This is a genomic window from Mucilaginibacter frigoritolerans (genome assembly GCF_007830615.1).
Lineage (GTDB): Bacteria > Bacteroidota > Bacteroidia > Sphingobacteriales > Sphingobacteriaceae > Mucilaginibacter > Mucilaginibacter frigoritolerans.
In genome coordinates this window covers 98,041-112,022 of the sequence record NZ_VLLI01000006.1, presented here as the reverse complement: position 1 = coordinate 112,022, position 13,982 = coordinate 98,041, and the positions used below count along the sequence as shown (strand labels likewise).

The following is a 13,982-nucleotide window of genomic DNA, read 5'->3' as shown; positions in this document are numbered from 1 at the left end:
TGAATTGTTTTTAAAGTATCGTGTTTATCTTGGTGGATACTTTGAAATAACCCTTATTCACTATTGCTTAAACTTTACCCGGTGCATCATTCTGTCCTATTTAGAAAAGGAGTACGCTGCTTAATATTACTCATTGCGTTCCTTTCAATCTCCTTTTATACGCAGGCTCAATATTTTAAACCTGTATGGGTTAATGATATAGGAGGTACCGGCGATTCAAAAGCAACTAATATTGCAGCAGATAATAATGGTAATATTTATGTGAGCGGATATATCAGGGGTACTGTTACGTTTAATCTGAAGCAAGGCGGTACGCAAAAACTAACCTCCAATGGGGATGCTGATATTTACATTGCGAAATATGATATAGCCACCGGAAATTATATCTGGGCCATAAGTATGGGAGGAAGTGGTATCGACCTCACCAATAGTATGACAGTTGATAATTTAGGTAATGTTTTAATTACCGGTCAGTTTCAAACATCTGTTAATTTTAATCCAAAAGGAAACTTTATTTTATCTTCCAATGGGGCAGACGATATTTTTATTGCAAAATATACGCAAAATGGAGATTTTGTGTGGGCCACCAGCATGGGGGGCTCAGATATTGACAGAGGTCATTATATTACTACCGATGCTCAAAACAATGTAATTATTACTGCAAGCTATACAGGGGCTGTAGATGTAGATCCATCCGGAGCAGTATACAATCTTCCCAATCAGAATTCATTGGCTTGTTTTTTTGCAAAGTATGATGTCAATGGTAATTTTTTATGGGCACATCCCCTTGGAAATGTAAACACGCAAAATTTAACTGCGGTTGCAATTGATAAAACCACCAATGATGTTGTAGTAACCGGAGATTTTTATGGCAATGTTGATTTTAGCTATTCGGGCATAGCCGCTGCTACATTTAATAATAATACTGTTTCAAATTTTGTAGCTCGATATACGGCTGCCGGAACCTACGAATGGGTAAATTATCTGCCTGGATCAGGCACAGGTATCATTTCTTCTATAAAGATAGATAGCCAATCGAACATTGTAATTACAGGGATTTTTGGAGGGAGTTTTTATTCCAGTGGTTCCGCTGGTAATCCAATAGTTTCACAGGGCCCTGCTGATATCATTGTAGCTAATTATAAAGCTAATGGTTCGCCTAACTGGGCAAAAGACATAGGAAGTAGTAATTGTAATGCTAATTGCAGATACATTACGTTGGATAGCAACAATAATATTTTTATTACTGGTTATTTTTCGGGAATAATTAATGTAGGTGCGGCCTTAAGCAATGGTACGCTTTCAAATACTACTGGTGGCCAGTCTGCTTTTATCATCGGTCTTAATTCTTCTGGCAGTCCGATAGCATCAGGTGCATTTGGCAGCACCTGTACATCTAACTTAGGATATGAAACTGTAGCGGTTGGTTCAAATGTGTACGTTGCAGGATCTTTTTGTCAAACAGCTGATTTTGATACAGGCAATTGTGCCGTTGATAACTATACCGCTGTAAATTCAACATCTGATAGCTTTTTGGCTAGTTTTTCAGTTGTAAATAATAATGTGGTAAGTGAAATAACAGGCTTTACTATGCCTCAACAGGTAGCTCCTGCGGTGATTGATGCCGTCAACCATACTATCGCTATAACTGTTGCTTCAGGATCAAATATTAGTGCATTAACGCCAACTATTACGGTTAGTAATAATGGCACCGTAACGCCTGCTTCTGGTGTGAGTGAAAATTTCACAACCCCCTTTATTTATACAGTAGCCTCTGCATGTTCATCTATACAATACACTGTTACTGTTAGTGTTGAAGAGGCTTCTAAGATCGATACAACTTGTTCTTCTGCAAGTAATACGTTAACAGGTGATGTTGTAAATCCGGTTCCTGGAAGTTACGCATGGCAAATTCAGCAAAATAATGTTTGGGTTAATGCGCCAGGTGTAGCTAACAATAAAGATTATCAAACCTCTTCAATAACCAATAATACAGGTTCAAGCATTACTTATCCAGTAAGACGCCAAATAACAATTAACGGTAATATCAGTTTTGATTCGTTTTACAGCCTCACCATATTATCGCCAACGGCAAATAATGTAATAACAGCACCTGCAATTACCTCTTTTTGTACAAGTGGAGATCCTGCCGAAATAACCGGCAGTACTCCAACGGGGGGGAGCAGCGTTTACAATTATCAATGGCAATCTTCGACTGATGATTTAAATTTTGTTGATGTAACTAATGCTAATCTGATAAACTTTGATCCATCGACTGTAAGTGTAACAACCTATTATCGCCGGATAGTGACTTCTGGGGTATGTACTGTTCCCTTAGTAAGTAATGTTGTTACCATACAGATTTTTTCGCCTCCGGCTATTCCTGTTCCGGTATTATCAAATGTTCAAATTTGCCCAGGAAGCACTGCATCACTTTCAATAGCATCTCCTCAAACAGGAATAACCTATAACTGGTATTCAACAAGCACAAATGGTACATCTTTATTTACAGGGGTTAGTTTTGTAACACCGACGATAATAGGTAATACAACTTATTATGCCGAGGCGGTTAATAGTGCTGGCTGTGCCTCAGACAGAGCCGCAGTTGATGTAACCGTTGCACCTTCACCATTGGTAAACGTAACAGATACTTCAATTTGTACCGGTACTAACGCAACATTAACAGCAACCAGTACCGATCCCAATGCAATTATAAATTGGTATGCAGATGCCAATGGAACATCCATATTATTTACCGGAAATACATTCACAACGCCTACATTAAGTACAGCAACAAATTATTATGCCGAAGCCGTAGATAATATAACAGGTTGCATTTCGGCTACCAGGGCTGTGGCAACTGTTCAAATGATACAGCAATTGCCGGCTCCTTTAGTAACATTTGTTTCCAGTACTATCATAAGTGTAACTTTTCAATGGGATGCAATTGCCGGGGCTATAGGTTATCAGGTTAGTACAGATAACGGACAAACATTTGTTGATCCGGGATCTGACAGTAATGGATTAAGCTATACCGTTAATGGGCTACAGCCAGCGCAAAGTGTTACATTGATTGTTCGTGCGGTTGGAAATCAACCCTGTCAATTAAGTGAAAATTCAGCAGCTGTTACGGGTACAGCTGTTGATCCTTTAACCTTAACTGATATAATTTATGTGCCCAATGCTTTTACGCCGAATGGCGACGGTAAAAATGATATAGTATACGTACACAGCGAAAGCATAAGAAGTTTGAAGTTTTATATTTATGATCAATGGGGCGAATTACTTTATACTTCAACAAGTTTGCAAAATGGCTGGGACGGCTCTTATAGAGGAAAAAAAGAACCTGTTGGCGTTTATGTTTATTACGTGGAAGCTATTATGAATGATGGGAAACAAGTAAATAAAAAAGGAACGATTACATTATTACGGTGAGAAAAATAACATTAATTATAGTAGTATTGCTTCTGACAGGAGTATTAAAAGAAGCAAATGCCCAGGTAGATCCACATTTTTCACAGTATTATGCTAATCCTTTATGGCTTAACCCAGCGTTAACAGGAGCTTTTGATGGACAAACGCGTATAACTGCCAATTTTAAAAATCAATGGGCAGGTATAGCTAATGGTTATACAACAGGAGGCTTATCAATGGATTTTCATCCTACAGACAAGGTAGGGATAGGCTTAAATATTTTAGATCAGGCGGCAGGTTCTGCTGGATATAATTATTTTACAGGCAGCCTTTCATTTGGTTATAAGATTTCTGTTTCGGACGATGGTTATAAAAGATTGCATTTTGGTTTGCAGGCGGGCTTCATTAACAGGAGTTTTAGTCCAAGCAAACTGCAGTTAGATGATCAGTATAACCCTGAAGTTGGATTTGATCCCACATTGCCTGGCTTTGAAAACTTTTCGGCAACCAATACATTTGTATTTGACTCAAGCGTGGGAGTGTTTTACTATGATGCAAATCCTGATAATAAAGTTAAACCGTTTGGCGGCGTAAGCGTTGCACATCTTACAGATGAGAAAGATCCTTTTTCGGTGGATGGTTTAAAAAGTACACTGCCAATGCGTTTTACTGTTCATGGTGGTGTTAAAATCAACGCCTCTGATTTTTTTGATATCACACCTCATCTGATCTATATCCGCCAACAGGAAAATCAAATCAAAGGATTAGGAGCTTATTCCGAATTTAAATTGCAGGATGATAATGGACTGATATTGGGTGGTATGTATGAAATTAATGAAGCGGCAATAGCCGATGTGGGATATCATCTTAAAAACATGGTTATTGGTATCAGTTATGATTTTAATACGTCGGCATTAAATACAGCAACCAGCGGACAGGGAGGATTTGAACTTTCATTAAATTATATTTTTGGCAAAAAATCAAATAGCACTGCCGATGTAATCCCGATGTTTTAGCTTTTTAGATTATCTGCAAAATAAAATTGCCTTTGTATTAATTATAAATTTGTCTTTTTAATAATCCCTATATTAAAAACATGGGAATATTGTGCTATAATTTTATCTTCGCAAATCATGCAGCAATCTATAATTACCGATAGCGTTAAAAGCGCTTATGACGAATTTTATAACAAGCACGACGAAGCGTGGCGTATGTTGGGCGCTAAATATAAAGCACAGCATATTGTTGAAGTTAGTGAGGGGCGTATATTTAAGAAAGTGCTGGAAGTAGGAGCAGGAGACGGAAGTATTTTAAAATTACTGGCCGATCAGGATTTTGCGCCTGAATACTATGCTGTAGAAATTTCGGAAAGCGGAGTAGAACATATTAAATTACGCAATATAAAAGACCTTAAATCCGCTCAGCTATTTGATGGCTATCGTTTACCTTTTGAGAACGATAGCTTTGATTTGATCATTCTATCGCATGTGCTGGAACATGTGGAACATGAACGTATGTTATTACGCGAAATTAAGCGGGTGGCCCGTCATTGTATAATTGAAGTGCCGCTTGATTATAAAACCGGGGTTGATAACCGGATAAAACACTTTTTAGCTTATGGACATATCAATGTTTATACGCCAACAGCTCTGCGTTATTTATTACGTACTGAAGGATTTGAGATAGAAAATGGTTTAACATCAATGATAGAACCGGAAGTTACCAGGTTTAATACCTATATCAACCAAAAGAAGCCAAAGAATTTTGTTACTAACTTGAAGATTACCGCCGAGTACACGGTTAAAAATAGTCTTGGTAAAATTTTTGGTAAAAAACTGAACGAAAGTTTTGCAAATGCTTATACCGTACTTTGCAAAAAAGCCGATGAGCAATTAAATATTTTCTAAAACCAGGTTTTAAGCTTGAATTTCTATAAATAAATATTATAGTCAACCTCTATCTATGCAAAATCTTGCACCTATAGCTTTATTTGTTTACAATCGTCCGGAACATACGCGGCGTACTATTAGTTATTTACAGAAAAATTTACTGGCTGATGAATCGCGTCTGTTTATTTACTCGGATGCTGCAAAAACAAATGAGGATAAAGTTAAGGTCGAACAGGTTAGACAATTAATAAAAGAAACTACCGGATTTAAGTCGGTGAAAATAATAACCCGCAAACAGAATTTAGGCTTGGCCGACTCCATTATCAGTGGAGTTACTGAATTGGTGAATCAATATGGCAAGGTTATCGTTTTTGAAGATGACATGTTATCATCGCCATATACGTTGCAATACTTTAATGAAGCCTTAATCCGATATGCTAACGAAGAAAAGGTAATGCATATTGGTGCATATATGTATAACCTAGCCGGTAATAAGCTGTGCGAAACCTTCTTTTTCAGAGCCGCAACCAGTTGGGGTTGGGCAACATGGGACAGAGCATGGAAAGAATTTGAGCCAGATGTTGATGTATTGTTAAAACAATTCGACGCCAAAAAAACAAGTCAGTTCTCTATTGAAGGCACCATGAATTTCTGGAAGCAACTGGAAGGCTTTAAAGCGGGGAAAAATAATTCATGGGCCATACGTTGGTATGCTTCAATATTTTTGAAAGGTGGGTTAACCCTAAATCCATCTGCATCACTTATTCACAATATTGGTAACGATGGTAGCGGCATTCACTCTCAAAAAGAGAGTACCTATAATGTTCAGTTAGCCAAAAATGAAATTAAAGAATTCCCTGCCGAAATAAAAGAAGATGAACAAGCTTATGAGGCGATCAGGCATTTCCTTAAAAAGCGAAAAGGTACCCTCGTTCAAAGAGGATTACGCTTTGTAAAACAACTTCAGGTAAAATATCTTACAAAAAAGTAATTGATAAGCCGTTTTCTTAATCTAATAAATTCTAGTTATTTTTTGAGTAATCTGAACGGACCTCATTAATTTGGTCGGTTATATGATCTATTTTAGGGCGGTATTTATAATGATTTTGCTCTTTAAATTCAAGATAAAGCAAGTTATAATACTGACAGTAAAGATTGATAAGTTTCGCCTGTACCTCCGCATCTTTTTTCTTTTTATAAGGTAGTTTAAGATGAGTTAATTGTGCAGCAATCTTTTTTATCTCTGTAACCCGCGGAAGCCCTCTTTGTTCCATCGAGTCTAATTTGACCTGTCTTTCTGAGGTTTCTCCATAGAAATCGACATTGAGCTGATTACTCATTGTTTCATATTTTTGAATTAATGCTTCATATTCTTTTACCTGATATTGTGGCATAAATAAAACACCGTAAGCAACGAACGCAGCCGTCAATAATAACCCTGATAAAGCAATTCCCCATTTTTTTATAAACAAGTTTTTTTGAGTAACCCCCCAATAAGCTATCCATCCCAAAATATAGCCTGATATAAGCCCCCCAAAGTGTGCTGCGTGGTCAATACCTTCGCCAACGGGGATGATGTTGATTCCTACGGTTATGGCAGTACTGATTAGTAATGCCTTGCGCGCGCTGCGTTCATAAAAATTTGTACTCAGCAAAGCCAGTAATATCCCAAATAAGCCGAATATTGCTCCGGATGCGCCTGCGCTGATTTCGGTAAAATGCCACATTACCGAAAACATACTTGATATGATTCCGGTAAACAAAAACATCAGCAAAAAATTCCATTTACCCAGTTTATATTCTATCAATGAGCCAACATACACCAAAACGATCATATTAAGCACCAAATGCAGCCAGGAGAAATGCAGAAAGACACTGGTTAAAAGGCGCCAGATTTCTCCGTTTAAAACATGTGTGCGGCTATTGAAACCAAGCAGCATGTAAATTTTTTCGCTGGTATCATCACTAATATTATTTTTAAACAATAGTTTAGGTAAAAGAACAAACGCAACCGATGTTAGTATAAATACTATCGTATTTACAATTACCAATAAAGGAGTGATGACGTATTTTTTGCGTGGAATGATTGGCGAAAAGAAACCGCGGAGCTGTTCTTTTCCGGCCATTGGAGGGTCCTCCAGATTTAAAAATTGTTTTTCCGGAATCCCATTTATTAATTCCTGGGTAGTTTGCTCCAGGTTTTGTTGTAAATGAAATTCCGCATAACTAATTTCACCTAAAAGGAGCTCAAGGTTTTTGTTGTTTTTTCCATAATCAGTAAACAGACCCTGATAGCCAACACATTCACTTTTAATTACGATGATGTTATCTTTTAAACGCGCTGATATCTCCTCAGAGTAAGACTCCCATGAGATTTTGGTATAGGCAATAATTCCATCATGATCAAAGTAGCCTATATCCCAACCCATATTGAGCATGGCCTGGTATAGTAAAGTAAGGTAATGGTCTGAATTATAGTCCTCTAAAGGTATTGTTATTATTTTGTTGGGAGATATTCCTCCGGCCATGATAAAGATAAGTTTGGTTGAGGCAGCAATATAGCATATATACCTTTATTATTTCACTGCTTTTACCACAATATAAGGCGATAACGCCTTATTAGGAAACGGTATAACTTTAGCTAGTTTTACCATCCACCAAACGGCCTTAACAAATGCCTTGGTTAGTGCGCCCTGCTCTGACTTATTCTCTAGCCATACTGTAAATTTGCCATGATAGTATGATTCTACTTCCGTTAGCCCTAAATCATTACAACATTTACTTAGCAGTTGTAAATCCATGCTGTTGATGTTATGCTTATCGTAATTTTCCTTGTCAAACTTGCGTTGTACCCACCCATTAATGCCTTTAAAGTTGGGCAGTGTGATAAACAATACACCACCCGGTTTTAAAAACTGCAGGTGAGTTTCAATAATGGCCTTAGTATCATTAAAATGTTCAATTAAACCGAAAGATAAAACCATATCATAAGGTTTCTCCGGCTTATATTCAAAAAGGTCAGCTTCAATAATATTAATATCACCGGTTTTTAGCCCGTTTTTTTCTAGCAACTGATTGATTAACCCTTCATGAATAAAATAATCAAACAAGGTAGTGTCCAGATGCTCATATTTTTTTAAATAGGTAGCATAATAACCTGGAAAACCTCCAAGTTCAATGGCGTTTTTTATCTTTTTTTTGAGGATTATCTTTGCCAATATATCACCAAAAACATAATTAGGTTTTATATAAAGTATCAAGTTCTTTCTTGATTCCCAAAAAGCTTTCCAGAATGCCCGGTCTGTTAAATTTTGTTCCATTAATAATTATATCCTGCTTTCTTCAGGTTGAGTCTTTTATCTATTTATTTTCTAAAATACGGGCAGGATTCCCCACCGCAATACTGTTTGCAGGTATATCCTTAATTACTACGCTACCGGCGCCAATAATTGCATTATCGCCAATAGTTATGTCTCCAATAATACAAACGTTAGCGCCAATATCTACATTATTACCTATTCGCGGGCAGTTGCTGAATGTACCGTTGGCTAATTTTTTATGCCCTATGGTGGTTGAGTTTCTTAATACACAGTTTTCGCCAATTATTACACTTTTATTTACTACCAGCGCCTGTCCATGGTAAAGCGAAAGGCCTTTTCCAATGGTGAGCTTACGGGGCAGTTCAATGCCTAAATGCCATTCCACAAAAAAACGGTAAAGCATAAAATAAGGATAGAATATAATTTTTGTAATGGTATAGCGATTAAATACCTGTACCAAACGGAATAAAAATAAAACTAACTGTCCTTTAAAATTTTGCCGGTTGGCGCTCCAGTCCTGGAATAAATAAGCAAAAAAGTTCATGTTTTAAGTTACTCATTTTTGTAGTTATGGCAAAGCCGCAACTGCCTGTAATTACAGATGCTCCAAAAGTAAAGTTTTCATTTAAGATTTGTTATAATTGCCGATATAAATAGCACCGCCAAAATGAAAGTGACTTTAATTAATACTGCTGATGCCGGGGGCGGTGCGCCTGCTGCTTGTATGCGTTTACTTAAAGCCCTCGAATTAAAGCAGGTTGATGTAAATATGCAGGTTCAGGAAAAAAAGACCGATGAGCCACGCGTTAAAAATATTGGAGATGATTTTTTAACCAGGTTGAAAATCCGTTTTAACTTTTTATATGAGCGTCTGCCTTTTATCTGGTTTAAGGCAAAAGAAAAATCATTAAGGTTTGCATTTTCTACAGCTAATATTGGTTCTGATATTGCTAACCAGCCTGATATTAAGAGTGCTGATATTTTACACTTGCACTGGACAAATGGCGGCTATCTGTCTATAAAAAATATAAAAGAACTCATTGAAACTGGTAAGCCTATTGTTTGGACCCTGCATGATATGTGGGCGTTTACCGGTGGCTGTCATTATGCAGGCGAATGTGATCATTTTATCAATGAATGCGGCAATTGCTGGATGCTGCGCGATGCAGGAGATAAAGATATTTCTTTTAAGGGTTGGATGCGGAAAAATGATATGCTCAGTGCCGCAAAAAATATAACCTTTATAACCTGTAGCCATTGGTTGGCTGATGTGGCAAAAAACAGTTCATTGCTTAAAGAATTCCGGATTGAAGCTATTCCGAATCCAATTGATATAGAAATATATTCGCCAAAAGAGGTGCTGACTGCGCGCGCTAAGTGGGGGATTAATCCGCAATCAAAAATAATACTGTTTGGTGCGGCTAATATATTAGACAGGCGAAAAGGTATTACTTATTTGGTTGATGCTTTAAATGACTTGAAGAATAATTACCAGGAAACGGAATGGGTTGAAATTGTAATCTTCGGAAAGAATAAATCTTTTGATGTGAGTTCATTGCCATTTAAAGTTCATGCGCTTGATATTATAACATCCCAAAATGATTTGGCAGAGCTTTACAGCATGGCTGACGTGTTTGTTTCCTCTGCAATAGAAGATAACCTGCCCAATACCATAATGGAGGCCCTTGCCTGCGGAACACCTGTAGTAGCCTTTAACACGGGCGGTATTCCGGATATGGTTGAGCATAAAGAAAATGGTTATTTGGCTGAATTTAAATCGGCAACTGATTTTGCAGCAGGAATTCATTATGTTTTAACTACGGATAAGAAAGGGGAACTGGCTGTCAGTGCCCGAGATAAGGTATTAAATACCTTTACTAATGAAATTGTTGCTGCACAATATATAGCTGTTTACCAATCAATTTTGACTGTATGACAGCTTTTAAACCAACCTTGTCGGTAGTAACCGTTGTTTACAATAATGCGCTTCATATTGAGCGGACAATGCTATCGGTTATCAACCAAACTTATGCCAATATTGAATACATCATTATTGATGGATTATCGACTGATGGTACACTGGATATTATTAATAGATACAAAAGCGGCATATCAAAACTGATAAGTGAAAAAGATGCCGGCATTTATGATGCAATGAATAAAGGCTTGGCAATTGCAACAGGTGATTATGTGATATTCATGAATTCAGGCGACGAGTTTTATGAGCCTGATACTGTTGAACGTGTATTTGCCGCTGTTCCTGATGCTGATATTTACTACGGCGAAACCGAAATGATTAATGATGCCGGAGAAAGCCTTGGTCAGCGAAGGCATAAAGCACCAGCACAATTTACCTGGCGAGGGTTTAAATATGGCATGAGTATTAGCCACCAGGCTATTTATATTCGCAGATTATTAACAGAACCTTACGATAGCCAGTATCAGCTAAGTGCCGATATTGATTGGATTATCCGCGCTGCGAAAAAAGCAAAAAAGGTTGTTAACGTAAACCGTTATGTTGCCAGGTACATGGTAGGAGGGATGTCAAAAGCTAAGCACCGCCAGAGTTTGCAGGAGAGGTTTGATATTATGAAACGATATTATGGCTTAATACCAACCCTGTTTAATCATTTTGTAATAGCCTTTAATTTGGGATGGTATTGGCTGAAGAACAGAAGGACTAATGATTAATCCTGGAATTTTATAAACGAAAAAAGCGATGAATAAACCCATCGCTTTTTTCGTTTTAATGTATACCTTTTGTTATGCTTTTTTAGCAGCAACTACTGGTTTCTTCTTTTTGTTTTCTGTATAAACTGCACCGCCCAAAGCAAGCACTAATAGTATTGAACCTGCAAGTGAAATTTTTTCGCCGGTATAATAAGATGCCGGGTGGAATATAAATTCAATTTTGTGGTTCCCAACCGGAATCAAAGCTGCACGCAATAAATAATCTGCACGGAAATAAGGCTGCTCTTTACCGTCGATGTACATTTTCCATCCTTTATCATAATATATCTCAGAAAAAACTGCTATCTGTGCAGTAGTTGATCCGCTTTGATAGGTCATATGGTCTGGATTGTAATGTGTTAAGGTGATAGTAGCACTAGGATCGGTTGATAATTGAGTACCATCAAATAAATGTTTGTATTGTTTGTCAACAATAGCTTCATCTTTCGGAGCGAAGCTGCTTATGGCTTGCATCTCCTGATCACTGTTATCAACTAATTTAACACTTTTTACAAACCAGGCATGTCCGCAGGCTGTAGAGTTGGCCTGCATGCTGATACTTTGTGATTGACCCTGTGTAATAAAATACTTTGTATTTAGCATATCCAATACATCATGATTTGGTGGATTGGTAGCCAACTGGTTGTCCATTAACTCATCGTATCTTTTTAAACGGGCTGCTGAATAGCCGCTTATTGATTTATGAAAGAATGGATTTGTTTCGTCATTTTTTATTTCGGCAGTTAAATCAAATACCCTGAAATCCGGATCCGGATCTCTTGCAATAAAAGTATCCACTTCCCTTGGTTTAACAACCTGGTTAGCGTCCTGTTTTTCCTGGAAATTGGCTTCTTTCAAATAACGCTTATCAACTTGCCACATATCAATTAAAACAATGGCAAAAAGACCAAGCGAAAGAACGGTTAAGTTCACTTTTTGTTTAATAAACAACCAGATTAATCCAAAAGTGATAACCACAAAAATCAGAGTGCGGACAGCATCGGCTCGTTCAAGGTCAATCCGGTCACTAACAATAGCATTGGCAACACTGTTTGCAGTTGCGCTATCACCTTTAAAGGCTTGAGTCAGGTAGTTGATTCCGGTTTGTGCATCGGTTGATTTAAAGCTTAAAAGCAATTGTGGCAGGGCTATCAGCAATAAAGTTAAACCACCAACTATATAAAATGAAAGATATAGTTTTTTAAGTATGGCATTTTTATCGGTGGCATTAACAATTTCCTGCACGGCCAAAAATGCCAGGATAGGAAAGCAAATACCGGCAACTGCCAAAATAGATTCAACTGCTCTGAACTTATTGTAAAGCGGGAAATAGTTGAAAAATAAATCGGACACATATGGCCAGTTACCACCAAAAGATAACAGCATGGTTAAAACAACCGTTCCTAATAGCCACCATTTTAATCGACTTTTAACTATAAGCAAGCCGAATAAAAACAAGAAACAAATTACCGCTCCGAAATAGAACGGGCCTGATGTACCTGGCTTGTTACCCCAGTACATATTAAGGCCAGGTATGCCTGATATTTGCTGAGCATAATTTACCGCCTGATCTGCCGGAATATTTTTATCTAAAAATACTTTTGCTGTAGCTGAATTTTGATCAATAGCCTCTGAAGGGCCTGAAGCGCCACCATAGGCGTTTGGAACAAGGAACGTTAAACACTCGCCAACACCCTGGCTCCATTCATAAGCATAAGTTTTGCTTAAGCCGTTGCTGGGCTCTTTGGTGTGCTGGGTTAAGTTTGATGGGCCTCTGTAGCTGTATTTACTATATTCCAGTGTGCTCCACAATAATGATGCATTTACCAATAATGCTAAAACCAAAGCCCCACCCAAATAAGCCATCGATTTTAAAAATGCCGGCGTGGTTTTGCTTTTTATAGCATGATAAAGCTCTATACATACCAGAATAACTAAAGCCATTAACAGGTAATAAGTCATTTGGATATGGTTAGCCTTAAATTCAAGGGCCATAAATAAAGCAGTCAATGACCCGCCGAGTATATACCGCCCACGTAAGGTTAGTAGTACACTTGCTATAATAGGTGCAAAAAATGCTATTGCTAACGCCTGGTTGGAGTGACCTGCAACCAATAATATAATGTTATATGATGAAAACGTAAATGCTACCGCACCAGCTGCTGCAAACCATGGATTAAGTTTTAAAACACTGAATAAAAAGTAGGTCCCAAACAGAAATAACAATACATCATAAATTGGATTCGGGAAAACCGCTATTAATACGTTAACTACGGTTGATGCTATGTTATTAGCATATGGAGCCCATATCTGGTAAGTCGGCATGCCACCAAAAATCTGGTTAGTCCATAAAATGGTGGTGTCTTTTGCTTTGTAATCGTTAATTTCTTTTTGTGTGGATTGGGCGCCGAATACGTCAACCTGCCCTAAAGTTTTACCCTGAAACGCAGGAGTAAAATACAAGAAACATATCACTAAAAAAATTGCTGCAATTAAAAAGTGAATGCTATTCCGCTTGAACCAGTTATTCATCTAAGTTTTATAAAAGGGATTATTTTATTTCTTCAAAAATAGAAATTTGAATGAGAATAGGAATAATATGTTTGATTGATTTATTTGAACAGGAAAC

Annotated in this window: 10 protein-coding genes; 6 read left to right on the top strand and 4 right to left on the bottom strand. The window is 37.5% G+C overall.

Features of this window, described 5'->3' with window-relative positions; translation table 11 throughout:
• Positions 1-63: 63 nt before the first annotated feature.
• The 4 genes from JN11_RS11315 (at position 64) to JN11_RS11300 (ending at position 6,294) form a co-directional block, all read left to right on the top strand.
• Positions 64-3,435: an Ig-like domain-containing protein gene (locus JN11_RS11315; protein ID WP_144912628.1), complete on the top strand. Its 3,372-nt coding sequence runs from the start codon at positions 64-66 to the stop codon at positions 3,433-3,435.
• Positions 3,432-4,430 carry a PorP/SprF family type IX secretion system membrane protein gene (locus tag JN11_RS11310; RefSeq protein WP_170227744.1) on the top strand — a complete coding sequence of 333 codons (999 nt, stop codon included), beginning with the start codon at positions 3,432-3,434 and terminating at the stop codon, positions 4,428-4,430. Before JN11_RS11315 ends, JN11_RS11310 begins: the two co-directional genes overlap by 4 nt.
• 117 nt (positions 4,431-4,547) lie before the next feature.
• Positions 4,548-5,321 (top strand): class I SAM-dependent methyltransferase, encoded by a 774-nt coding sequence (locus tag JN11_RS11305; RefSeq protein ID WP_246138994.1) that lies wholly within the window; start codon positions 4,548-4,550, stop codon positions 5,319-5,321.
• A gap of 55 nt (positions 5,322-5,376) precedes the next feature.
• Entirely contained in the window at positions 5,377-6,294 is a 918-nt protein-coding gene (locus JN11_RS11300) for a glycosyltransferase (protein ID WP_144912624.1), read from the top strand.
• Between the two features lie 31 nt (positions 6,295-6,325).
• Here JN11_RS11300 and JN11_RS11295 read toward each other — a convergent pair whose 3' ends face one another.
• The 3 genes from JN11_RS11295 to JN11_RS24840 are packed head-to-tail and all read right to left on the bottom strand — an operon-like array spanning position 6,326 to position 9,167.
• Positions 6,326-7,831: a rhomboid family intramembrane serine protease gene (locus JN11_RS11295; RefSeq protein WP_144912622.1), complete on the bottom strand. Its 1,506-nt coding sequence runs from the start codon at positions 7,829-7,831 to the stop codon at positions 6,326-6,328.
• A gap of 48 nt (positions 7,832-7,879) precedes the next feature.
• Positions 7,880-8,623: a class I SAM-dependent methyltransferase gene (locus JN11_RS11290; protein ID WP_144912621.1), complete on the bottom strand. Its 744-nt coding sequence runs from the start codon at positions 8,621-8,623 to the stop codon at positions 7,880-7,882.
• Between the two features lie 40 nt (positions 8,624-8,663).
• A complete protein-coding gene (locus tag JN11_RS24840; RefSeq protein WP_144912619.1) occupies positions 8,664-9,167 on the bottom strand; it encodes a serine acetyltransferase in 504 nt (167 codons plus the stop codon).
• 123 nt (positions 9,168-9,290) lie between these two features.
• On the opposite strand from JN11_RS24840, the gene JN11_RS11280 reads away from it, so the two are divergent.
• Complete coding sequence (locus JN11_RS11280) at positions 9,291-10,559, top strand: glycosyltransferase (protein ID WP_144912617.1); 1,269 nt, start codon at positions 9,291-9,293, stop codon at positions 10,557-10,559.
• The gene (locus tag JN11_RS11275; RefSeq protein ID WP_144912615.1) at positions 10,556-11,314 is read left to right on the top strand and encodes a glycosyltransferase family 2 protein; all 759 of its coding nucleotides are present in this window, start codon (positions 10,556-10,558) and stop codon (positions 11,312-11,314) included. Before JN11_RS11280 ends, JN11_RS11275 begins: the two co-directional genes overlap by 4 nt.
• 72 nt (positions 11,315-11,386) lie before the next feature.
• Here JN11_RS11275 and JN11_RS11270 read toward each other — a convergent pair whose 3' ends face one another.
• The gene (locus JN11_RS11270; protein WP_144912614.1) at positions 11,387-13,885 is read right to left on the bottom strand and encodes a YfhO family protein; all 2,499 of its coding nucleotides are present in this window, start codon (positions 13,883-13,885) and stop codon (positions 11,387-11,389) included.
• Positions 13,886-13,982: the final 97 nt, after the last annotated feature.